Origin of the sequence: Candidimonas nitroreducens (assembly GCF_002209565.1) — a bacterium.
Taxonomy (GTDB): domain Bacteria; phylum Pseudomonadota; class Gammaproteobacteria; order Burkholderiales; family Burkholderiaceae_B; genus Candidimonas; species Candidimonas nitroreducens.
The window spans coordinates 208,492-229,520 of sequence record NZ_NJIH01000003.1 but is presented as its reverse complement, the minus strand read 5'-3'; the positions used below and the strand labels follow the sequence as shown (position 1 = coordinate 229,520).

The 21,029-nt window shown below is 61.5% G+C and carries 16 protein-coding genes and 4 tRNA genes; 15 read left to right on the top strand and 5 right to left on the bottom strand.

Annotated features, from left to right (window positions below):
* Positions 1–65: 65 nt before the first annotated feature.
* Positions 66–3,668: an ABC transporter ATP-binding protein/permease gene (locus CEY11_RS04775; RefSeq protein WP_088602220.1), complete on the bottom strand. Its 3,603-nt coding sequence runs from the start codon at positions 3,666–3,668 to the stop codon at positions 66–68.
* A 392-nt stretch (positions 3,669–4,060) separates the two neighbouring features.
* On the opposite strand from CEY11_RS04775, the gene mnmE reads away from it, so the two are divergent.
* Positions 4,061–5,626, top strand: coding sequence for a tRNA uridine-5-carboxymethylaminomethyl(34) synthesis GTPase MnmE (gene mnmE, locus CEY11_RS04770; protein ID WP_088602219.1), 1,566 nt, complete (start codon positions 4,061–4,063; stop codon positions 5,624–5,626).
* Positions 5,627–5,754: 128 nt separating this feature from the next.
* Here mnmE and CEY11_RS04765 read toward each other — a convergent pair whose 3' ends face one another.
* Complete coding sequence (locus tag CEY11_RS04765; protein WP_143322679.1) at positions 5,755–6,543, bottom strand: alpha/beta fold hydrolase; 789 nt, start codon at positions 6,541–6,543, stop codon at positions 5,755–5,757.
* Between the two features lie 144 nt (positions 6,544–6,687).
* Between CEY11_RS04765 and CEY11_RS04760 the strand changes: the two genes are divergently transcribed.
* Positions 6,688–7,200, top strand: a complete 513-nt coding sequence (locus tag CEY11_RS04760) for a DUF1697 domain-containing protein (protein ID WP_088602217.1) — start codon at positions 6,688–6,690, stop codon at positions 7,198–7,200.
* A 99-nt stretch (positions 7,201–7,299) separates the two neighbouring features.
* On the opposite strand, the gene ada is transcribed toward CEY11_RS04760, so the two are convergent.
* Both ada and CEY11_RS04750 read right to left on the bottom strand, forming a co-directional pair.
* On the bottom strand, positions 7,300–8,400 hold the full coding sequence (ada, locus tag CEY11_RS04755) for a bifunctional DNA-binding transcriptional regulator/O6-methylguanine-DNA methyltransferase Ada (protein WP_088602216.1): 1,101 nt from the start codon (positions 8,398–8,400) through the stop codon (positions 7,300–7,302).
* Between the two features lie 148 nt (positions 8,401–8,548).
* A complete protein-coding gene (locus CEY11_RS04750) occupies positions 8,549–9,142 on the bottom strand; it encodes an NUDIX domain-containing protein (protein WP_088602215.1) in 594 nt (197 codons plus the stop codon).
* A gap of 83 nt (positions 9,143–9,225) precedes the next feature.
* Here CEY11_RS04750 and CEY11_RS04745 point away from each other — a divergent pair, with 83 nt between their 5' ends.
* Positions 9,226–10,275 carry a metallophosphoesterase gene (locus CEY11_RS04745; RefSeq protein ID WP_088602214.1) on the top strand — a complete coding sequence of 350 codons (1,050 nt, stop codon included), beginning with the start codon at positions 9,226–9,228 and terminating at the stop codon, positions 10,273–10,275.
* A gap of 659 nt (positions 10,276–10,934) precedes the next feature.
* Here CEY11_RS04745 and CEY11_RS04740 read toward each other — a convergent pair.
* Positions 10,935–12,104 (bottom strand): methionine aminotransferase, encoded by a 1,170-nt coding sequence (locus CEY11_RS04740; RefSeq protein WP_088602213.1) that lies wholly within the window; start codon positions 12,102–12,104, stop codon positions 10,935–10,937.
* A 286-nt stretch (positions 12,105–12,390) separates the two neighbouring features.
* On the opposite strand from CEY11_RS04740, the gene CEY11_RS04735 reads away from it, so the two are divergent.
* From CEY11_RS04735 to nusG, 12 genes are all read left to right on the top strand, one after another.
* The gene (locus CEY11_RS04735; protein ID WP_088602212.1) at positions 12,391–12,597 is read left to right on the top strand and encodes a cold-shock protein; all 207 of its coding nucleotides are present in this window, start codon (positions 12,391–12,393) and stop codon (positions 12,595–12,597) included.
* Between the two features lie 981 nt (positions 12,598–13,578).
* A complete protein-coding gene (gene mnmG / locus CEY11_RS04730) occupies positions 13,579–15,489 on the top strand; it encodes a tRNA uridine-5-carboxymethylaminomethyl(34) synthesis enzyme MnmG (RefSeq protein WP_088602211.1) in 1,911 nt (636 codons plus the stop codon).
* A gap of 53 nt (positions 15,490–15,542) precedes the next feature.
* Complete coding sequence (gene rsmG, locus CEY11_RS04725) at positions 15,543–16,172, top strand: 16S rRNA (guanine(527)-N(7))-methyltransferase RsmG (protein ID WP_233154758.1); 630 nt, start codon at positions 15,543–15,545, stop codon at positions 16,170–16,172.
* Positions 16,169–16,981, top strand: a complete 813-nt coding sequence (locus tag CEY11_RS04720; RefSeq protein WP_088602209.1) for a ParA family protein — start codon at positions 16,169–16,171, stop codon at positions 16,979–16,981. The genes rsmG and CEY11_RS04720 overlap by 4 nt, the downstream gene beginning before the upstream one ends.
* A gap of 34 nt (positions 16,982–17,015) precedes the next feature.
* Complete coding sequence (locus CEY11_RS04715; RefSeq protein ID WP_088602208.1) at positions 17,016–17,942, top strand: ParB/RepB/Spo0J family partition protein; 927 nt, start codon at positions 17,016–17,018, stop codon at positions 17,940–17,942.
* Positions 17,943–18,129: 187 nt separating this feature from the next.
* Positions 18,130–18,216, top strand: a tRNA-Tyr gene (locus CEY11_RS04710).
* 34 nt (positions 18,217–18,250) lie between these two features.
* A tRNA-Gly gene (locus CEY11_RS04705) sits at positions 18,251–18,324 on the top strand.
* Between the two features lie 44 nt (positions 18,325–18,368).
* Positions 18,369–18,443, top strand: a tRNA-Thr gene (locus CEY11_RS04700).
* Positions 18,444–18,498: 55 nt separating this feature from the next.
* Positions 18,499–19,689 (top strand): elongation factor Tu, encoded by a 1,191-nt coding sequence (gene tuf / locus CEY11_RS04695; protein ID WP_088602187.1) that lies wholly within the window; start codon positions 18,499–18,501, stop codon positions 19,687–19,689.
* A 252-nt stretch (positions 19,690–19,941) separates the two neighbouring features.
* Positions 19,942–20,017, top strand: a tRNA-Trp gene (locus CEY11_RS04690).
* Between the two features lie 49 nt (positions 20,018–20,066).
* Positions 20,067–20,447 carry a preprotein translocase subunit SecE gene (secE, locus tag CEY11_RS04685; protein WP_088602207.1) on the top strand — a complete coding sequence of 127 codons (381 nt, stop codon included), beginning with the start codon at positions 20,067–20,069 and terminating at the stop codon, positions 20,445–20,447.
* Positions 20,448–20,456: 9 nt separating this feature from the next.
* Positions 20,457–20,990, top strand: coding sequence for a transcription termination/antitermination protein NusG (gene nusG, locus CEY11_RS04680; protein WP_088602206.1), 534 nt, complete (start codon positions 20,457–20,459; stop codon positions 20,988–20,990).
* Positions 20,991–21,029: the final 39 nt, after the last annotated feature.

Sequence of the window (21,029 nt, the reverse complement as noted above, 5' to 3'; positions counted from 1 at the left end):
CTTATCCGCGCGGCATGCTCTTGTGCCGGCGCCAGAAGCCGCAGGCCGTACAGACAGGCGCGCAGCTATGCCGCCTGGCGCGCCGCCGCCAGTTGGCGGCTGACCAGCTGCGCATAGACACCGCCGCGCACCAGCAATTGCTCGTGCGTACCATGCTCGACGATGCGGCCGCGGTCGACGACGGCAATGGCGTCGGCCTGCCGCACCGTGGACAAGCGATGCGCGATGATCAAGGTGGTGCGGTTGCGCATCAGGACTGCCAGGGCCTCGTGGACTTGCGCCTCGCTGACCGCATCCAGATGCGAGGTTGCCTCGTCCAGCACCAGTATCGGTGCATCGCGCAGGAACGCCCGGGCAATGGCGATGCGCTGGCGCTGGCCGCCCGACAAGGCCACGCCACGCTCTCCGACGCGGGTGGCCAGCCCCTCGGGGCGCGTCGCCACGAAGCCCCCCAGCGCCGCCTGTTCGGCCGCGCGCTGCACATCGGCAAGATCCGCGTCGGGCCGCGCCAGGCGGATATTGTCTTCCAGCGTACCGTTGAGCAGCCAGGTGTCCTGCGCCACCAGTGCGATACGGGCATACAGCGCCTCAAGCGTCAGATCGCGCAGATCCACGCCGTCGATGCGCAAGACGCCTTGCACCGGATCCCAGAAGCGCAGCAGCAGGCTGGCGATTGTGCTCTTGCCAGCCCCCGAGGGGCCCACCAGCGCCAGGGTGGCGCCCGCCGGCAGGCTCAGGCTGACCCCGTCCAGCGCCGCCGCGTGGCGGCCGGGATAGGTGAACGACACGTGGTCGAAATCCACTGGCAGGCCACCCGCGCGCAAGGGCGGCGCCTGCGTGCCATCGGTAACCGCCACGGGCTCGTCGTGCACGGCGCGCAGGCGCCGCGTGGACGCCAGCGTATCGGCCAGCTGGCGGCTCACCTGCGCGATTTCGGACACCGGCAGGAAGGCTGCGACCGACAGCAAAATCAACAGCGGCAGCGTCGCGGCCGCAAGATGGCCCTGCATCACCCACCATGCTCCCACCGCGGCGACGGACAGGCCTCCCAGGCCAGTGGCGATTTCCAGCAAGGCGCTTTGGCGCGATAGGTCGGCCAGCAAGGCCAGCCGCGTGGCCTGATAGCGGCGCAGCAAAGCCAGGAAGGCATCGCGGCGCCGGCCCGTGGCCGAGAACGACAGCAGATCGGGCAGGCCCTGGATGGTCTCGGAAAGATGGGCGCTGAGCAGACCCAGCCCCTTGCGGGCGCGCGTGCCCATGGCGTCGACGCGCGCGCGGCTGCGCACCGGCGTGGCCGCCGCCCACGCCAGGAACGGCAGCAGCGCGAACACCAAGGGCCAGGCGCTAATGCCAAGAATGATCAACACCACCAGCGGCACCAGCACTGCCACGAAAGCCGGCGCAACCGTGTGGGCGAAAAAGTATTCCACCGTTTCCACGTCCTGCGTGGCCAGGCCGACCAAATCGCCCGAACGGCGCCGCAGCAGATACGCCGGCGCCAGGGCTTCGAGCTTGTCGTACAGCGCAATGCGCATCTCGGCCAGCAGCTGATAGGCGATGGAATGCGCCAGCCACGATTCGATCCAATGCAAGGTGGCGGCGGCCAGCGCCGCGACGAACAAGCCCGCCAGCAGTGCATTGTATGGTGTGCCGTCCTTCAGATGCGCAATGATCAACGCGCTAAGCGCCGAGACGCCAATAAACGCCACCACGCGGCCGATGCCGCTGACCACGGTTACGGCGAAGCTGCGGCGCCAGGGCCGTATGATCTCCAACAGCGTATGCACGAGCTTGCCCGGCTTGGCCCGCTGCGCATCTTCGTCCAATGGCGGCACCACGGACGACCGCTCGCCCGCATCCACATCCGCGGCGGCACGCTTGCCTTCATGCGGGCGCGCGCCTTGCGCCGCAATAGCGTCGCGTTCGCCCACCGACAGCTCGCCATCCTGCGCCCCCATCAGGCGCCGATACAGCGTGTCCTCCCTCATCAGGCTGGCATGCGTTCCCGTTTCAACCACTTGACCGCCGTCCAGCACCAGAATGCGATCCGCATTGACGACGCTAGACAAACGGTGCGCCAGCACCAGCGTGGTACGGCCGCGGCTGAGGCGATCCAGGGCCTGCTGGATCTCGGCCTCGTTGGCGGCGTCCACCGAAGACAACGCCTCGTCCAGGATCAGTATGGGCGCATCGCGCAGCAGCGCACGGGCAATCGCCAGGCGCTGGCGCTGGCCGCCCGAAAGCTGGGCGCCACGCTCGCCCAGCACCGTGGCATAGCCTTGCGGCAGTTGCATGATGAAGTCGTGCGCATTGGCCGCAAGGGCCGCCGCCTCCATTTGCTGGCGCGTTGCACCTGGGCGCGCCAGCATCAGGTTTTCCTCGACCGTGCCGTGGAACAACATGCTGTCCTGCGCCACCACCGAAATCAGCGCGCGCACCGCCTGCGGATCGAGCCGGCGCAGATCCGTGCCGTCGATCTCGACGGTGCCCTCTTGCGGGTCGTACAGCCGCAGCAGCAATTGCACCAGCGACGACTTGCCCGCGCCGCTGGGGCCGACGATGCCGACCCGTTCGCCCGCCGCCACCGAAAAACTCAGCCCACGGTGCGTGGCGGCTTGCGCCCCTGGATACCCGAACGTCACATTGCGCAGCGCCAGCGCCAGGCCGTCGGGCCCGGCACGCAAACCGCCCGCCCCCGCGGCAGCGCGCGGCGCGGTGCTTACGGCGTCGAGCAGTTCGTGCACACTGGCCGCGGCAGACTGGCCGGCCATGCCGCTGTGCAGCACCGAACGCAGGTCGCGCAAGGGGCGGAATATTTCCGTGCCGGCCATCAGCACCACCAGCAAGGCCGCCAGCGTCATCTGCCCGTGCGACACGCGCCAAGCACCCAGAGCCAGCGCGGCGGCCGCGCCCAGCGTAATGCCCAGATCGGTCAGGAAGCGCGCCGAGACCTCGCGTCCCAGCACCTTGAACGTGTTGTCCGAAAGCGCCCGCGCGCGCCGTGCCAGGCGTTCGCCCCAGGCGCGGCTCTGCCCGAAGGCCTTGAGCGTGGGCAGGCCCTGCACCGCATCCAGGAATTCCTCGCCGAATTCCTTGAAAGCCTGCTGCCGCCCCTGCGCCGCCACACGGTTGGCGCGATGCGAGGCCAACGGCATTATCAGGGTAATGAGTGCCGCCACCAGCAGCACCAGAGCCACCGGCCAGTCCCACCAGGCGATGAAGGCGAAGATCATCACCGGTGCGCAGGCCGCCACGAACAATTGCGGCAGGTAGCGCCCGAAAAACACCTGCAGCTGCTCGACCCCGTCGATGACGGCCAGCATCACCCCGCCGGTGCGCTGTCCGCCGAACCACGCCGGCCCCAGCTCCACGATCTTGTCGTACAGCCGCGCGCGCAGGCGCTCCTGGATGCGCGCCGCGTTGGCATTGGCCTGTGTGTTCAGCCAATGTTCGAACAGGCCGCGCAATACGATGACCGCCGCCGTGCCCGCCAATGGCGGCCACAACGCCGCCACCGGCGCACCGGCGAACAACAGCGCCAGGAACCGCCCCAGCAAGGCGAAGCGGGCGATGCCCGCGGCCAGGCCGAGCAGGCCCAGCAAGGCACATAGCGCAATGCGCAGCCGCGTCCCGCGCGTCATGGCCCAGAGTCTGGTGTCGAAGTACATGATGGTTCCGTATAGTGCCGGCAGATCGGCAGCATCCCGCCCGCCGCGGTGCAATGCCGCCAGAATAGCCGAGCACGGCCCATCGTCCAAGCCGGATCGGTTTGCCAAGAGCAAGACCGGCGCATCCATTTACAATTCCGCTAGTCCGCCAGTGTCCACCGGCGTCGTGGCCCCGACTTCGCGCCCACTATAAAATTGACGGATTGGTGCGCAAGCCGAGACCCAAGACGCAGCAACAGCCGCCAGCTTTCGCGCCAAGCTGCAACGCCGCCATGTGTGCGCAGACATAATTTCATGGATGCGGATCGGGGGCGCGGCACCGATTCCGGCCACAGCAGGGCTTGATCGCAGGCTACCGCGTGGCCACGCCAGATACTCATCCACCACACGCCATGACAACCTTCGCCAGCGACCCCATCGCCGCCATCGCCACCGCCCCGGGCCGTGGCGGCATAGGCGTAGTGCGCGTCTCGGGCCGCGAGCTCGCACTGCTGATCGACAGACTGTTCGGCGGCACCACACTGGCGCCGCGCCACGCCCACTATCTGCCGTTCAACGACGCCGCGGGCCAGCCCATAGACGCCGGCATCGCCCTGTACTTCAAGGGGCCCAACTCTTACACCGGCGAAGACGTGCTGGAACTGCAGGGCCATGGCGGCCCCGCCGTGTTGCAGCGCCTGTTGCGGCGCTGCCTGGAAGCCGGTGCGGATCTCGGCCTGCGCCACGCCGAACCCGGCGAATTCACCCAGCGCGCATTCCTCAACGAAAGGCTCGACCTCGCCCAGGCCGAGGCCGTCGCCGACCTGATCGACGCCTCTTCCGAGGCCGCCGCACGCAGCGCCATGGCCTCGCTCAGCGGCGCCTTCTCCGCTCGCGTCAACACACTGGCAGACCAAGTCGTGCGCCTGCGCATGCTGGTCGAGGCCACGCTCGACTTCCCCGAAGAAGAAATCGACTTCCTGGAAAAATACCAGGCGCGCCCCGCCCTGCAGCACATCCAGGACGACCTGCGCGCCCTCATCGCCCTGGCCCGCCAGGGCATGATTCTGCGCACCGGGCTACACGTCGTGCTCGCGGGCCAGCCCAACGTCGGCAAGTCCAGCCTGCTGAACGCGTTGGCCGGCGATGACGTCGCCATCGTCACGCCCATCGCCGGCACCACGCGCGACAAGGTCGCGCAGCAGATCCATATCGACGGCGTGCCGCTGCACATCGTCGACACCGCCGGCCTGCGCGACACCGAAGACACCGTGGAAAGCCTGGGCATAGCACGCAGCTGGGCCGAAATCGAAAAAGCCGACGTCATCCTGCATCTGCAGGACGCCCGCCGCCCCGGCGACGAACTCGACCGCGCCATCGTGCGGCGCCTGCCGGCGCACACCCCGGTGCTGACCGTCTACAACAAGATCGATCTGCTGGCGCCCGACGAGCAGGCCACGATGCTGGCCGCGCAGGCAGACAGTACGGGAATCCGTGCCAGTGTCGATGCCCGAACCGGCGGCGGCGTTCGCTCCCGTTCCGACACCGACGCCAATAACAGCACCGTTCCCGCCTCCTCGGAAACTTCTACTGGCGCATCTGTCTCGTCCACTACCACTCACCCTGTTCCACCCAACATCCCGGGGCCCGCCAGCATACATTCCCCGTCCACGTTGGGAATTTCAGCCAAGACCGGCCGCGGCCTGGACGCCCTGCGCAAACATCTGCTGGACATAGCCGGCTGGAACCCCGGCGCCGAATCCCCCTGGCTCGCCCGCGAGCGTCACCAGCGCGCCCTGCAGCTGGCCGCCCAACACATCGACCTCGCCGCCGGCCACGCCAGCAACAACGACCAGGCATTGGATCTGTTCGCTGAAGAACTGCGCCTGGCGCACAACGAACTGTGCGCCATCACCGGGCAGTTCACCAGCGACGATTTGCTGGGGGAAATTTTTTCGAGCTTTTGTATTGGAAAATGAGGCTGAATCTGCGGACGCCCACCGACGTATTCCCGCAGCGTCCCCGGCAGGCGCACCCGATATCTTGTGGCACATCCCGAGCATGAATCGACGATCTTTACGGGCCCCGGCCTGCGGCAGCGCGTGCCCTACAGCTTTTGTCTGATCCAGCTGTTGATGTCATTCAGGGTCTTGTCCTCGACGCCCAGGAAACCATGAGGCGAATGCCCGCCGCAGTCGGCCTTCGGGCTGCCGCCGCCCTTGCTGGACTCTTCGGTGATGAAAGCAAGATGATTGCGCTCGGCCAGGCGCTTGCCGCCGTCATACCGCGATACATCGCACGCATCATGCTTGTTCGAAACCAGCAGCGTGCGTCCCTGCATGGCCGGCGGCACGGCCAGGTTGGCAATACCCGGGCCGCGCGCGGCGATCGACAAGGGTGAAGTCAGCACATATAGATCGGCCAGTTCCGGCGCGTGCTGAAGCACGTTGCCGACCGTTACCGTGCCGCGGCTGGTGCTGAGCAGGACAATCTTCGAGCGGGGGAAGTGCTTGCGCACCTGTTCGATGACGAACCTCTGATCCGCCAGGGCATCCTTGCCCAGCCGGTAGTAGTCATCCATGGGCTTGTACTGCCGGTCGGACGGCGCATCGACCAGCACGGCGGCATATCCTTTGTCGACCCAATAATGCGCAGTGCGGATCACGAAATTGCCATGCAGCTGTGTAGGGCCGGCGCTGTTCAAGCGCAGGATTCCGCCACCCCCGCAATATATGACCACGACGAGTGGCGGGCTGGCCGAAGGCGTCTGGACGTAAAGGCCTTGCGTCACGCCCGCTCGTGTAGGAAAAACCACCAGTGCCCCATGATCCAGCGGCGCTGCATGCAATTGAGCCGCAGCAAGAACGGCGGCCACCGTGCAACATAAGCGTTTCATGCGAACCCCATGGGACGAGAGTTTCGGCGAAAAACTATAGATCCTGGCAATGAGCCGGTCAATCTTCGGGCGCAAAAGCGAAGCGCGGACGGTACACTTGGTACGGCGTATGACCGCTATCCAACTCCAGCACGGGAAACACTCATGACAGCCTATATAGCCCTGCTGCGCGCGGTAAACGTTGGCGGAACCGGCAAACTGCCCATGACTGAACTCAAAGCCATGTGCATGGCCGAGGGCTTCTCGGAGGTTCGCACCTATATTGCCAGCGGCAATGTGGTGTTTTCAAGCCCGCTGCCCGAAACGCAAGTCAAGAGGCGGCTGGAAAACCGCCTGCGAGAATACGCGGGCAAGCCCGTGGGTGTCGCGATTCGCACGGCATCGGAAATGGCCGACGTGCTGAAAGCCAATCCCTTTCCCGATGCCGCGCCGAGCCAGGTCGCAGCAATCTTTCTCGATGCGCCGCCTGCAGCCGACGCGCTCGAGCATGCCCGCGGCCGCCAGGACGAAGAGGCCCGGCTCGGCAAGCGGGAAATCTATGTATGGTACGGCTCGGGTATGGGGCGATCGAAATTCAGGATACCGGCCGCCGAATCAGGAACGGCGCGCAATATGAATACCATCGCCAAACTGGCGGAAATGGCGGCCGCCACATAGACACGTCGCTCCACAACCATTCAGCTTGCGAGCCGCCAGCGACTGGGCGCGGGAATGCTATCGCGGCCTCGATCATTTTCCACAGCCCCTACCAGCGCTTCATTTCCAGCCCTCTTCCGCCGTGGCAGCTTCGCGCAGCAGCAATTTGCGCTTGCGCTCGACGCCCCAGCGATAGCCGGAAAGATCGCCGTCGCGGCGCACCACACGATGGCAGGGTATGGCCACGGCCAGGCGGTTGGCGCCGCAGGCCTGCGCCACGGCCCGCACGGCCCGTGGCGCGCCGATGCGCTGCGCCACCAGCGCGTAGCTGACCGCCACGCCCGGGGGGATTTCACGCAAGGCTTTCCATACGCGTTCCTGGAAAGCGGTGCCGCGTATGTCCAGCGGCAGGTTCAGCCCTTGTTCGGGCGCCTCGATGAAGCCCACAACCTGCGCGACCAGTCGCTCGAAATCCCGATCGCCGCCGATCAAGTGTGCTTCGGGAAACTGATCTTGCAATTCGCGCACCAGCTTATCGGGATCGTCGCCGAGGAATATGGCGCAGATGCCGCGCTGGCTGCGGGCGACCAGGATCGCACCCAGTGAACACTGCCCGACGGCGAAATGAATCTCGGCATGGCGACCCCCGCTGCGATAGTCGCGCGGCCGCATGCCCAGCATGGCTGTGGAGTTCTCGTAGAAGCGGCTGTTGGAATTGAAACCGGCGTCGTAAATGGCATGCGTAACCGTACCGGCACGGCCCAATGCGCGGCGCAGCTTGCCGGCGCGAAAGGCGCTGGCGTAATCCTTGGGCGTAAGGCCGGTCTCGCTTTTGAAGATTCTGTGGAAATGGAACGGGCTGATGCCTGCTTGCGCGGCAAGTTCCTGCAAGCCAGGCTGTGGATCCAGGGTTTCGATGAGCCGACATGCCTGTTCCACCACCGCGGTGCGTCGCTTTGCCGCCGCGCCGCGATCCGCAACCATGCGCCGGCTGGCACGATACCCCGCCGCTTCCGCGGCTTGCGCGGTGTCGAAGAACTCTACGTTTTCACGCCTGGGCAGGCGGGCCGAGGAACTGGGACTGCAGTACACGCCGGTAGTCTTGACGGCGTATACGAAATGGCCATCGGCAGCAATGTCGCGCGCGAGCACAGCGGCCCAGCGGCTGTCTACGTCGGCATAGGTCTTGTCTGGCAGGCGGTTGGCGGATTTGCGGCTCATGGATGCTCCGGATACGTAGGACTATATATGCGAAGTTAATCTGCATCCATACAGCTGGAAATTCGTTTCTTGCGCTTGAATTCTCGTTGCCTCGCAACGAACGGATTAGGCCCGGCGCGCGGCCAACTGACAACGCGCCAAGCCGCACTCAACTTTCCGTATCCTGCCAGTCCAGATGCCAGTTTCCAGCCTGCACATTCTGCAGCCAAAGCATGCAGGTCAAGGTCTTGGCATCCGTCACGCCGCCGCTGCGACAGGCTTCCGACAATTCATCGATGCCAGCCGTGACCACTTCCAGGAATTCGTCGTCGTCACGCTGCGGGGTGCCCCCCACCAGGTTGCGGGCGAAGAATATATGGATGATTTCGGTGGAATAGGCTATGGCCAGGTGCAAGGCCCCGGCGCAGGCCCACTGCCCTGCCCTGTAGCCTGTTTCTTCCAACAGCTCGCGCTTTGCGCAGTCCAACGGATCTTCACCTGGATCGAGCTTGCCGGCCGGGAATTCGGTCATGACCCGGCCCACCGGATAGCGAAACTGGCGCTCCAGCAGCACCCTGTCGTCATCCAGCAGCGGGATGATTACTACGGCGCCCGGGTGCACTACATATTCGCGGCTGGCCAGCGCGCCATCGGGCAGGCGCACCGTATCGCGGCGCATCTGCAGGAAGCCGCCCTGCACCAGAACCTGGCTGTCGACCCGCGTTTCGACAAGATGGGTGTCGTCTTTATCTGACTCTGACATGGTTTGGGCGAAACTGACTAAGACTGCCACAAAGCTTAGCATGGCCTTTCCCGGCCAATCGGGCGTGGTATTCTCGATTCACTATGCATCTCGTCCAAAGCCTGCCCGACAATCCTCTGGACATCATCGGCGACATCCACGGGGAAAAAACTGCGCTGGTGGCCTTGCTTGGCCATCTGGGCTATGACGCGCGCGGCAGGCACCCGCGCGGGCGCAAGCTGGTGTTTGTCGGCGATCTGTGCGATCGCGGGCCCGACAGCCACGGTGTGATCCGCCACGTGCAAGCCCTGGTGGAACACGGCGGCGCCAGCGTCATACTCGGCAACCACGAAATGAATCTGCTGGTTGACGACGCCAAGGACGGTTCGGGCTGGTTTTTCGACGAGCGCCACGAACGCGACCTGAAGTTCTACGCGCCGTTCAGCCGCACACCCGCCGCGGAACGCCACGAGATCAGGCAATTTCTGGGCAGCCTTCCCGTTGCCCTGCAGCGGCACGACATCCGTATCGTGCATGCCGCCTGGACGGCCGAGGCGATACGTGCGGTGGAATCGCTGCCACTGGGCAGCGTAGCGGAACAATTCCGGCAATGGGATCGCCTGGCACAGGCTACGGCTACCACTACCGGCCTCTACCATCGCTATCAGCAAGAGCGGCAGCACTGGGCCCGGGAACTGGAAGACGAACACAATCCTCCCCCCTTCCTGCACGCCGTGGCGCAATACGAAGCCACCCAGCAGATGATCAATCCACTGAAGGTGCTGACTTCGGGGGTGGAAAACCTGACCGACAAGCCTTTTTTCGCCGGCAACCGTTGGCGATTCTCCGATCGGGTCAGTTGGTGGAACGACTATGACGACCAGGTTCCAGTGGTAATTGGCCACTATTGGCGCATGTTCAACCCGCCGCGCAGCGGCGCGGCACGCTATAGCCTGCTGTTCAGCGGCATAGACCCCATCAGTTGGCACGGCAAGCGCCGCAATGTGTTTTGCGTGGATTTCTCAGTAGGAGCGCGCTGGCGTGACCGCAAGGCCGGTCGGCCTATCGGGGCCTCACGCTTCCGTTTGGCCGCGCTGCAGTGGCCAGAGAAGCGCCTGGTGTTCGATTCCGGGCAAACGCTCGAGACTTCCTGAGCCCATCTCTTCCAGACATGAATAGGCGTGGCAAGCGCCGCGCTCGAGGCCGCTATGCCAATAGCTGGCTGTGTCCCGTCATGGCTTGCCCATAGCCTTCATGACCATAATTATACATTTTGTTTCAAAATACAGGGCTGTGGATAACTGCTAGGAAGCGCCGATGTGCACAGATTGTGGATCGAACAGGGACAAGTGCCCTCTTTCGGGTCTAGCCTAAAGTTGTTCGATTTCGATCCACGCGCTACACCGCAGTTGTGCATCCTGAAAATCACTGGCAAGCTCTTGTAATACTTGAAGTTTTACAAGATATGCCAGTTATCCACAGACACCCATCATCAGTTATCTTTTTATAGAAAGCAATAAGGAAAAAATCAAAACATCTCTCTTTTTCCAGGCAGCTAGCCAATCACGACACCCTCGATGAAAATCCCATAGAATGGGCGCCAGCCGGAAAGCTCGCGGGAATTACCGTCGCATCCACCGCAGAGACGCCCGTAAGATGGGGTTAAAAAAAACGGCTTCAGTCCGGCCAGTGTCCTGCAACTGGCCGGACTGAAGCCGGTGTGTCACGTTTTTTTGTGTAGGTGTGCTGTGTCTGAAGAATTCGCGATCAGGGCTGTACGGGGTGCATGCCGCTGTAGGGATAGATGGTTGTTTCAGACGCGGGCGAGTCTGGCTACGGCCTCATCCAGCGTCGAGTCCTGCTTGGCGAAGCAGAAACGTACGATCCGGTGGTTCGATTCCGGGGCATCGGGTTGGCGGTAGAAAGCGGACACGGGTATGACGGCCACGCCGTGTTCCAGGGTCAGCCAGCGGGCGAAGTCTGCTTCAGGCAAATCCGAAATGGCATCGTAGCGGGCCAGCAGAAAGAAAGTGCCTAGGCTAGGCAGAGGCTGAAAGCGGGTTTTGGCCAGGCCGGCATGCAGGCGATCACGCTTGGCCTGATAGAAATCGGACAAGCCCAGATAAGGTTTCGGGTCTTGCATGTAGTGTGCCAGCGCATATTGCATGGGTGATGGCACGGTGAACACAATGAACTGGTGCACTTTGCGTATTTCGGCGGTCAGAGCTTGCGGGGCGCAGCAGTAGCCGATCTTCCATCCGGTGGTGTGGTAGGTCTTGCCGAAAGAAGATATAACCACGGCATTCGCGGCCAATAGTTCGCGGCGCGCGATGCTTTGGTGGATGTTGCCGTCGAAGACTATGTGCTCGTAGGCTTCGTCGGACAGCAGCATGACCCCGGTGTCCTGCACGATGCTTTCCAGGGCGTCGAGATCGGCCTCCGTCATGACGATGCCTGTCGGGTTATGCGGGAAGTTCAGCATCAGCATGCGCGTAGCGGGCCCGATGGCTGCGCGTACACGCTGCCAATCGACCCGGTAAGTAGCATGAGTCGCATCCGGAGCCTGCATGGGAACCACCACGGGGATGCCGCCGGCCAGCTCGATAGCGGGCAGATACAAGTCGTAGAAGGGCTCTATGACCACGACTTCGTCGCCAGCCCTCACGAAGGCCTGTATGGTAGCCATCAACGCCTCGGTGGCGCCACTGGTAACGGTGATTTCCGTCAGTGGGTCGTAATTCGCGCCATACAGTTTGTGTACTTTCGAGGCTATCTCTTCGCGTAATGCCACGATGCCGGGCATGGGTGGATATTGATTGTGTCCGTCGGCCATGGCTTTGCTGACCATGTCCAGCAGGCGCGGGTCGGGATTGAAGTCGGGAAAGCCCTGCCCCAGATTGATGGCCTGCTGTTCTGTTGCCAGCTGGCTCATTACTGTGAATATGGTGGTTCCTACATTGGGAAGTTTGGATTCGAGATTCATGACAGGGGCAAATGGAAGTGGAGGTGTTTTGCGCGTAAATGTGGCTAAGTTGTCTAATACTGACCCTAGCGACGAAAAAATACCACATTGGGGTAAACAAGTATTTGATTAAGGATCAAAGCGTGGTTATGCTCACACCTGCACTTGAAATCAAGCCGTATACGGGTTCGTTTTGCTTGATTCATGCTTTGATTGCATAAATGGCATTCATGGCGGAATCGAGCCCGGTTCTTGTCGGCGTTCTTGGTTCATTGCAATTTTGTTTATTTTTAGGACGCTACACATCATGGCTCAAAAGGGCAAAGTTAAGTGGTTCAACGCCGATAAAGGCTTCGGTTTCATTACTCCCGACGCTGGCGGTTCCGACGTGTTCGCTCACTTCTCCGCTATCGAAGGCCGCGGCTATCGCAGCTTGAACGAAGGTCAGGAAGTTGAATTCGAAGTCAAAGATGGCCCCAAAGGCCCGCAAGCCGCGGAGATCCGCCCTCTATAATCTTTGCTAGATTTGTGTAGTTTTCTGCACAGATTTTCAGCGCCCCGGTGTATAACCGGGGCGTTTTTGTTTTGTTCGTGCCCTTTTGTTCTCCATAGCGCCCGGCTTGGGTATTTGCATTCTTCGAAGCGCTGCGTTGAGCAGGTGCTGAAAGAATTCAACATATATTTTTGTGCTGCCCATTCCGGATCTTGAACTTGATCCGCGGATGAATTGTTCTGCTCTGCGGCTTTCCCGTGTTTCGGCTTTCCTGCATTTGTTCGTTGCTTGCGGCCTGGCCTTTATATTTATAAGGCCAGGCGGCTTAGCCAGGATGGAATCATGTACAGCTTTGGCTAGAGTATTTTGTAGTCAGGCACGATCCACATAAACACTACGCGTGCTTGGTATGTATGGTTCCAGGTGTTTTTCGGCTATTTCACCCCATGAAGCCCATCTTAGGGAAAAGACAGAAATGACGGCCGTTGCTCTTCTGTGGGCACGCCCTGACATGTACGAGATATACGAGCACATGTGAACTGTGGCAGCATAGCTTGATCATAAGTTTCAGGCCTTGGTACCTGCAGGTTTGTTTGGTGCAGCGGTATGTTGGATGACTGAAGCGGGTTCACATGTGTCAAGTTTGATGACTGGGTAATTGGTCTTGAATTTTTAGCCTTTGCGTTGTCTCAGCGGTTAATTTGCTTACCCCTACCCTTAAGTGCCGTCTAGCTTTTTGTTCTGTGAGTGCAGTTTTATTCACAATCTATCAACTCGATATTCCCTTGTTATCCCCATACTTATCCACATACTGGCTTGTTGTGTTTTCTATGTTTTGATGTTTCACGTGGAACAAATTCCTCTATGCTGATTTGGTGAAACTTAAATCATAATTAGTAGCTATGTTTCACGTGAAACATGCCTGCTTGGATGTTTTCTTTGTTCCACGTGAAACACAAGCTCGGCGCTATAATTCAGCATCTAAAAGTTTCCCAGCGAAAAATGATTTACCCTGAAGAATTCGACGTGATCGTCATCGGTGGCGGGCATGCGGGCACGGAAGCCGCCCTAGCTGCCGCTCGCTCCGGCGCTTCCACGCTGCTGCTGACGCACAATATGGAGACTCTGGGCCAAATGTCTTGCAATCCTTCTGTTGGAGGAATAGGTAAAGGACATCTGGTCAAAGAAGTCGACGCCCTGGGCGGTGCGATGGCATTAGCCACGGATCAAGCAGGCATTCAATTTCGTATATTGAATCGATCCAAAGGCCCAGCAGTGCGGGCAACAAGGGCACAAGCTGATAGGTCACTGTACCGGCGCGCCATACGAACGATGCTGCAGAATCAGCCAAATCTCAGCATATTCCAGCAGTCGGTGGAAGACCTGGTGCTGGATGGTGACAGGGTTGCTGGTGCTGTGACCCAGATAGGTCTCACGTTCAAGGGTCGTGCGGTTGTCTTGACTGCCGGAACTTTTCTCAACGGCTTGATTCACGTGGGATTGGATCATTATTCAGCAGGTCGCGCGGGCGACCCTCCGGCCATCAGCCTGGGTCAGCGCCTGAAGGAACTCAAACTGCCCCAAGGGCGCCTTAAGACCGGAACCCCTCCGCGTGTGGATGCGCGCAGCATAGATTTCGATCGCACCGAAGTGCAGCCCGGGGATACCAAGCCAGTGCCGGTTTTTTCCTATATCGGGTCGGCGGACATGCATCCCCGCCAGATGCCGTGCTGGATAACCCACACCAATCAACGTACCCACGATATCATCCGCTCTGGCCTGGATCGATCTCCGTTATATAGCGGGATTATTGAAGGAGTGGGGCCGCGGTATTGCCCGTCCATTGAGGACAAGATTCAGAGGTTCGCAGACAAGGACAGCCACCAGGTGTTCCTGGAGCCAGAGGGCTTGCACAGCACGGAAATCTATCCCAATGGGGTTTCCACCAGCTTGCCGTTCGATATCCAGCTGGCCTTGCTGCGTACGCTGCCCGGGTTGGAGCGCGCCGTGATCATGCGGCCGGGCTACGCTATCGAATACGATTATTTCGACCCCAGGGGCCTGAAATCAAGCCTGGAAACTAAAGCCATAGAAGGCTTGTTCTTTGCCGGCCAGATCAACGGTACCACCGGCTACGAAGAAGCCGCGGCACAGGGTTTGCTGGCAGGCCTGAATGCTGCACGCCAGACTCGTGGACTGAATCCTTGGGTGCCTGCGCGCAATCAAGCGTATCTCGGCGTGCTGGTCGATGACCTGGTTACTCGTGGAGTTACCGAGCCGTACCGTATGTTTACTTCGAGAGCGGAATACCGGCTAAGCCTGCGAGAAGACAATGCCGATATGCGCTTGACCGAAGTAGGGCGAAATATGGGCCTGGTCGATGATGCACGTTGGGACGCTTTCAATCGCAAACGCGACGCGGTAGCTGCTGAAGTACAGCGCCTTAAGTCCTCCTGGGTCAATCCCAAGACTTTGTCGGCGCATACGGCGCAAACCTTGCTTGGGAAGCAAATTGAACGTGAGTACTCACTTTTCGACTTATTGCGGCGACCCGAAGTCAGCTACCGCGGCCTAATGTCGGTTTCGGATGGCGGCGATGGCCTGCTTGCCGGCCCGGGCCTGGAAGACGGCGTTGCTGCGGAACAAGTGGAGCTGCAAGCCAAGTACGCCGGCTATGTCACACGGCAGCAGGAGGAAGTCGAGCGCCTGGCGGCGCTGGAATCCCAGCCTATCCCGGTGGATCTGGACTACGACTCGATCGCCAGCCTGTCCTTCGAGGTGCGCCAGCGGCTCAAGGCCGCCCGGCCCGAAACCGTAGGCCAGGCGGGACGCATTTCGGGCATTACGCCGGCGGCGATCTCGCTGCTGCTGGTGCATTTGAAACGCCTGCAATACGGCAAGAAAGCCGCGTGATGGCGGCAGACGACCCGAGGTTGGGCGCGTCCCTGGACGAGGGCGCGCGCGCAATGAACGTGCCTTTACAGCCTGCGCAAAAGCAGGCCCTGCTCGACTATATAGCCCTGTTGCAGCGCTGGAACCGCACGTACAATCTGACCGCGGTGCGCGATCCGCGGCAGATGCTGGTGCAGCATATATTCGACAGCTTGTCGGTGGTGCAGCCGCTACAGGCGGAACTGCGCAGGCACGGGCGGGAAGAAAGCGCTGCGCGAGTGGCCGACATTGGTTCGGGCGCAGGCCTGCCAGGCGTGGTGCTGGCCGTCATGTTTCCGGGCTGGCAAGTGCATTGCGTGGACGCGGTGGAAAAGAAAATGGCTTTCGTGCGGCAGGCTGCGGGGGTTTTGGGCCTGGCCAATCTGCACGCCGCGCACGCGCGTGTCGAGGCGCTGCCGGTATTGAACGCAGACGTAGTGGTGTCGCGGGCCTTTGCTTCGCTTTTCGATTTTGCCATACTGGCGGGCAGGCACGTGGCCGCGGACGGCTGCATGCTCGCCATGAAGGGGCGTGAACCTCTGGACGAAATCCAGGCCCTGCAAGAAACCGAATGGGAAGTCGCGCGCGTCGAGCCCGTCTCCGTTCCCGAACTCAATGCCCGGCGCTGTCTGGTCTGGATGAATCGCCGCCAAGGAAACCTATGACTGAGCAAAAAGCCCGCAACGGAACCAGCGTATTTTGTATTGCCAACCAAAAGGGGGGGGTGGGCAAGACCACCACGGCCATCAATCTGGCGGCAGCCCTGGCGGCCCAGGGCAAGCGCGTGCTGCTGGTCGATCTCGACCCGCAGGGCAACGCCACCATGGGCAGCGGCATAGACAAAAATGCGGAGCAAAAGAACCTGTATGCGGTGCTGATAGGCGAAGCCAGCGTCGAAGAGGTGCGGGTGCGCTCCGACGCGGGCGGCTACGACGTGCTGCCGGCGAATCGAGAACTGTCCGGCGCGGAAATCGACCTGATCCAGATGGATGCCCGTGAACAGCAGCTGCGCCAGGCGCTGGCCGGCGTGGGTGGCCAATACGACTTCGTGCTGATAGATTGCCCGCCCACACTGTCGCTGCTGACTCTGAACGGCCTGGCCTGCGCCGACGGTATCATCATTCCCATGCAATGCGAGTATTTCGCGCTGGAAGGCCTGTCCGATCTGGTCAATACCGTCAAGCGCGTACATCGCAACATCAACCCGGATCTCAAGCTCATAGGGCTGCTGCGGGTGATGTTCGACCCCCGCGTCACCCTGCAGCAGCAGGTATCGGCGCAAATTGAACGGCACTTCGGCGACAAGGTGTTCAAGGCCGTGGTGCCGCGCAACGTGCGGCTGGCCGAAGCGCCCAGCCATGGCGTGCCCGGTACGGTGTACGACAAGAATTCCCGGGGCGCCAAAGCCTATGTCGAGTTCGGCAAGGAACTCATCAAGCGGGTCGGCCGCGAGGCCGCCGCGGCGCGCGCCTGAGCCGGGCGCCGCAAGAACAAGGAAATACATCATCATGGCAAGCAAGAAACCCAAGGGCCTGGGACGCGGCCTCGAAGCGCTGCTCGGCGCCGATGCCGACGCCATCGACAAGCTGGGCACGGAACCGGCCGCGGCGCCCGCCAAGGTGCCGTCCGCCCTGCCTGTGAAGAAGCTGCGCGCCGGCCGCTACCAGCCGCGCACACGCATGGACGAGGGCGCCCTGGCCGAACTCGCCGAGTCCATACGCACCCAGGGCATCATGCAGCCCATATTGGTGCGCCCGCTGGCGGGCAAGGATGCCGGCAATTACGAAATCATCGCCGGCGAACGCCGCTTCCGCGCGGCGCAGCTGGCGGGGCTCGCGGAAGTCCCGGTGCTGGTGCGTGACGTCGCCGACGAGAACGCCGCCGTCATGGCGCTGATCGAAAATATCCAGCGCGAGGATCTGAACCCGCTGGAAGAGGCTCATGGCGTGCGCAGGCTGCTCGACGAATTCGGCCTGACCCACGAGCAGGCGGCACAGGCCATAGGCCGTTCGCGTTCGGCCACCAGCAATCTGCTGCGGCTCTTGAACCTGAGCGGCCCGGTGCAGACCATGCTGTTGGCCGGCGACATAGACATGGGCCATGCACGGGCGTTACTGGCGGCCGATGCGGCCACGCAGATCCTGCTGGCCAATGAAATCGTCGCCCGGCGGCTGTCGGTGCGCGAAGCGGAAAAGCTGGTGGCGCGCAACCTGCGCGAGGCCGATGAAGCCGCGTCGGGGCGTGTGCGCAAGGCGGCGGTGCTTACGGGCGACGCCAAGCGCCTGGAACAGGCGCTGTCCGACCACCTCGGCACGCGGGTCACCCTGAAGATGGGGGCGAAAGAGCGCGGTCAGCTGCTGATCGATTTCCATGGCTGGGAACACCTGAATTCCCTGCTCGAGCGCCAGGGCTTGTCGGACGTCATCGACCACTGAGCCCGGGCTCGCTTTCGCGCCATGCGGGGCGCGTTGCGCCGCGGATTTCGCGCCGACGGTGATGCTTGCAAGAGCCGGGTGCGATTGCCCGCGAAAATATTTGATACAAGGTATCGCCCAAATGCTGCGAGCGCTGGCCCAGTTTGACAAACACATGGAAACTCTACATAATTAGCAGTTCTCTTTCGGTGGGGTGCCCGAGTGGTTAAAGGGGGCAGACTGTAAATCTGTTGGCCTTGCGCCTACGTTGGTTCGAATCCAACCCCCACCACCAAAAGAGCATGGTTACCAAGAATTGAATCCCTCTCGCGGGTGTAGCTCAATGGTAGAGCAGAAGCCTTCCAAGCTTATGACGAGGGTTCGATTCCCTTCACCCGCTCCAGTTTTGTTTTCGTCCGCAAGGTCGAAGTGCAATGCAAGGCGTATGCCCATGTGGCTCAGTGGTAGAGCACTCCCTTGGTAAGGGAGAGGTCGCGCGTTCGATCCGCGCCATGGGCACCACTTCTTTTTCATCACACATCGCTTTACAGCTCTATTCCACAGTCAGGAGTCAGCCATGGCAAAAGGCAAGTTTGAACGGACCAAACCGCACGTGAACGTGGGAACGATAGGTCACGTGGACCACGGCAAAACGACGTTGACGGCGGCGATCACGACGGTGCTGTCGACGGCGTTCGGGGGCGAAGCCAAGGGCTACGACCAGATTGACGCGGCGCCCGAAGAGCGCGCGCGCGGCATCACGATCAACACGGCACACGTGGAATACGAGACGAAGAACCGTCACTACGCCCACGTAGACTGCCCGGGCCACGCGGACTACGTGAAGAACATGATCACGGGCGCGGCGCAGATGGACGGGGCGATCCTGGTGGTGTCGGCCGCCGACGGCCCGATGCCGCAGACGCGCGAGCACATTCTGCTGAGCCGCCAAGTTGGCGTGCCGTACATCGTGGTGTTCCTGAACAAGGCGGACATGGTCGATGACGAAGAGCTGCTGGAACTGGTGGAAATGGAAGTACGCGAGCTGCTCTCGAAGTACGACTTTCCGGGCGACGACACGCCGATCGTGAAGGGCTCGGCCAAGCTGGCGCTGGAAGGCGACAAGGGCCCGCTGGGCGAGCAGGCGATCCTGGCGCTGGCCGAGGCGCTGGACACGTACATCCCGACGCCGGAGCGTGCGGTCGATGGCGCGTTCCTGATGCCTGTGGAAGACGTGTTCTCGATCTCGGGTCGGGGCACGGTGGTCACGGGCCGTATTGAACGCGGCGTGATCAAGGTTGGCGAAGAAATTGAAATCGTCGGGATCAAGGCCACGCAGAAGACGACGTGCACGGGCGTGGAGATGTTCCGCAAGCTGCTGGACCAAGGTCAGGCGGGCGACAATGTGGGGATCCTGCTGCGCGGCACGAAGCGCGAAGACGTGGAGCGCGGCCAGGTGCTGGCCAAGCCGGGTTCGATCAACCCGCACACGGGCTTCACGGCCGAGGTGTACATTCTGTCCAAGGAAGAGGGAGGCCGTCACACGCCGTTCTTCAATGGGTATCGTCCGCAGTTCTACTTCCGCACGACGGACGTGACCGGCACGATCGACCTGCCCAAGGACAAGGAAATGGTGCTGCCGGGCGACAACGTGTCGATGACGGTGAAGCTGATTGCGCCGATCGCGATGGAAGAAGGCCTGCGCTTTGCGATCCGCGAAGGCGGTCGTACCGTGGGTGCTGGCGTCGTTGCCAAAATCCTCGAATAAGCGTTATACTTACAGGTTCGACGGGCGTCTGTAGAAGGTTTTGAGCAGACGCCTGTTGATGAATCTTGCGGATACCACGGGAATACAGCGGGATTACAGCGTGGGATCTGCACGAAAACAGCGTGAAAACCGAGGGGCTGCGTGCTGGCCACGTGAACACCGCGAAGTTTTGACGAAGTAGTTTCAAAGAGTGGGGCTTTTGATTCGGCGTGGAAGCAGTGGCGCGAATCGGGATAGCCGCTCGTCGGGTTTAGGGGTATAGCTCAATTGGCAGAGCGTCGGTCTCCAAAACCGAAGGTTGAGGGTTCGATTCCTTCTGCCCCTGCCACGAATCACATCGCAAGAACGCGCCGATGGCGCGGATCTGGCGTCGGAATATGTCTAACACCAACGTAGAAACCGTTACTAGCACTCGAGATCGTCTCAAGCTGGGCCTGGCGGTGCTTGTCATCATCGCCGGCATCGTGGCTTTTTCCATGCTCGAGGGCCGGCCCCCTCTGGTTCGCGTCGGTGTCTTCATAGGCAGCCTGGTGGTGGCCGCGCTTATTGCGTGGTTCAGCGAACCGGGCCGCCGCACCCTGAGCTTCGGCCGCGACTCCTACAACGAAGTCAAGCGCGTTACCTGGCCCACACGCAAGGAATCGACCCAGATGACGGGTATCGTGTTCGCTTTCGTGGCCGCCATGGCGCTGCTGTTGTGGGTGGTCGACAAGCTGATGGAATGGATCATCTATGGCCTGCTGCTGGGTTGGAAATAAAGGGCACGCATGAGCAAGCGTTGGTATGTCGTCCATGTCTATTCGGGGATGGAAAAAAGCGTGCACAGGGCGCTGCTCGAGCGCATCGAGCGCGCTGGCCTGCAGACCTCCTTCGGACGCATCCTGGTTCCCTCTGAAGAAGTGGTAGAGGTCAAGGGCGGCAAGAAGTCCATATCCGAAAGGCGCATTTTCCCGGGCTACGTCCTGGTCGAGATGGATCTCACCGATGAAACCTGGCACCTGGTGAAGAACACCAACCGTGTCACGGGCTTCCTCGGCGGCTCGGGCAACCGCCCGGCGCCGATCTCCGAACGCGAGGTCGAGAAGATTCTGTCGCAGATGGAAGAAGGCGTCGAGAAGCCCCGGCCCAAGATCCTCTTCGAGGTGGGCGAGATGGTGCGTGTCAAGGAAGGCCCGTTCGCCGATTTCAACGGCAACGTCGAAGAAGTGAATTACGAGAAAAGCAAGGTGCGGGTGTCGGTAACGATTTTCGGCCGCGCCACTCCTGTGGAACTCGATTTCGGCCAGGTCGAAAAGACCTGATTTTCATTACCGGGGAGCAGGGCGGCGCTGTCCGTCCCC

What these genes read in the sequence shown, in the direction of transcription:
- CEY11_RS04775 (WP_088602220.1), bottom strand. Translation starts at nt 3,668, where the DNA reads ATGTACTTCGACACCAGACTCTGGGCCATGACGCGCGGGACGCGGCTG.
- mnmE (WP_088602219.1), top strand. Translation starts at nt 4,061, where the DNA reads ATGACAACCTTCGCCAGCGACCCCATCGCCGCCATCGCCACCGCCCCG.
- CEY11_RS04765 (WP_143322679.1), bottom strand. Translation starts at nt 6,543, where the DNA reads ATGAAACGCTTATGTTGCACGGTGGCCGCCGTTCTTGCTGCGGCTCAA.
- CEY11_RS04760 (WP_088602217.1), top strand. Translation starts at nt 6,688, where the DNA reads ATGACAGCCTATATAGCCCTGCTGCGCGCGGTAAACGTTGGCGGAACC.
- ada (WP_088602216.1), bottom strand. Translation starts at nt 8,400, where the DNA reads ATGAGCCGCAAATCCGCCAACCGCCTGCCAGACAAGACCTATGCCGAC.
- CEY11_RS04750 (WP_088602215.1), bottom strand. Translation starts at nt 9,142, where the DNA reads ATGTCAGAGTCAGATAAAGACGACACCCATCTTGTCGAAACGCGGGTC.
- CEY11_RS04745 (WP_088602214.1), top strand. Translation starts at nt 9,226, where the DNA reads ATGCATCTCGTCCAAAGCCTGCCCGACAATCCTCTGGACATCATCGGC.
- CEY11_RS04740 (WP_088602213.1), bottom strand. Translation starts at nt 12,104, where the DNA reads ATGAATCTCGAATCCAAACTTCCCAATGTAGGAACCACCATATTCACA.
- CEY11_RS04735 (WP_088602212.1), top strand. Translation starts at nt 12,391, where the DNA reads ATGGCTCAAAAGGGCAAAGTTAAGTGGTTCAACGCCGATAAAGGCTTC.
- mnmG (WP_088602211.1), top strand. Translation starts at nt 13,579, where the DNA reads ATGATTTACCCTGAAGAATTCGACGTGATCGTCATCGGTGGCGGGCAT.
- rsmG (WP_233154758.1), top strand. Translation starts at nt 15,543, where the DNA reads ATGAACGTGCCTTTACAGCCTGCGCAAAAGCAGGCCCTGCTCGACTAT.
- CEY11_RS04720 (WP_088602209.1), top strand. Translation starts at nt 16,169, where the DNA reads ATGACTGAGCAAAAAGCCCGCAACGGAACCAGCGTATTTTGTATTGCC.
- CEY11_RS04715 (WP_088602208.1), top strand. Translation starts at nt 17,016, where the DNA reads ATGGCAAGCAAGAAACCCAAGGGCCTGGGACGCGGCCTCGAAGCGCTG.
- tuf (WP_088602187.1), top strand. Translation starts at nt 18,499, where the DNA reads ATGGCAAAAGGCAAGTTTGAACGGACCAAACCGCACGTGAACGTGGGA.
- secE (WP_088602207.1), top strand. Translation starts at nt 20,067, where the DNA reads ATGTCTAACACCAACGTAGAAACCGTTACTAGCACTCGAGATCGTCTC.
- nusG (WP_088602206.1), top strand. Translation starts at nt 20,457, where the DNA reads ATGAGCAAGCGTTGGTATGTCGTCCATGTCTATTCGGGGATGGAAAAA.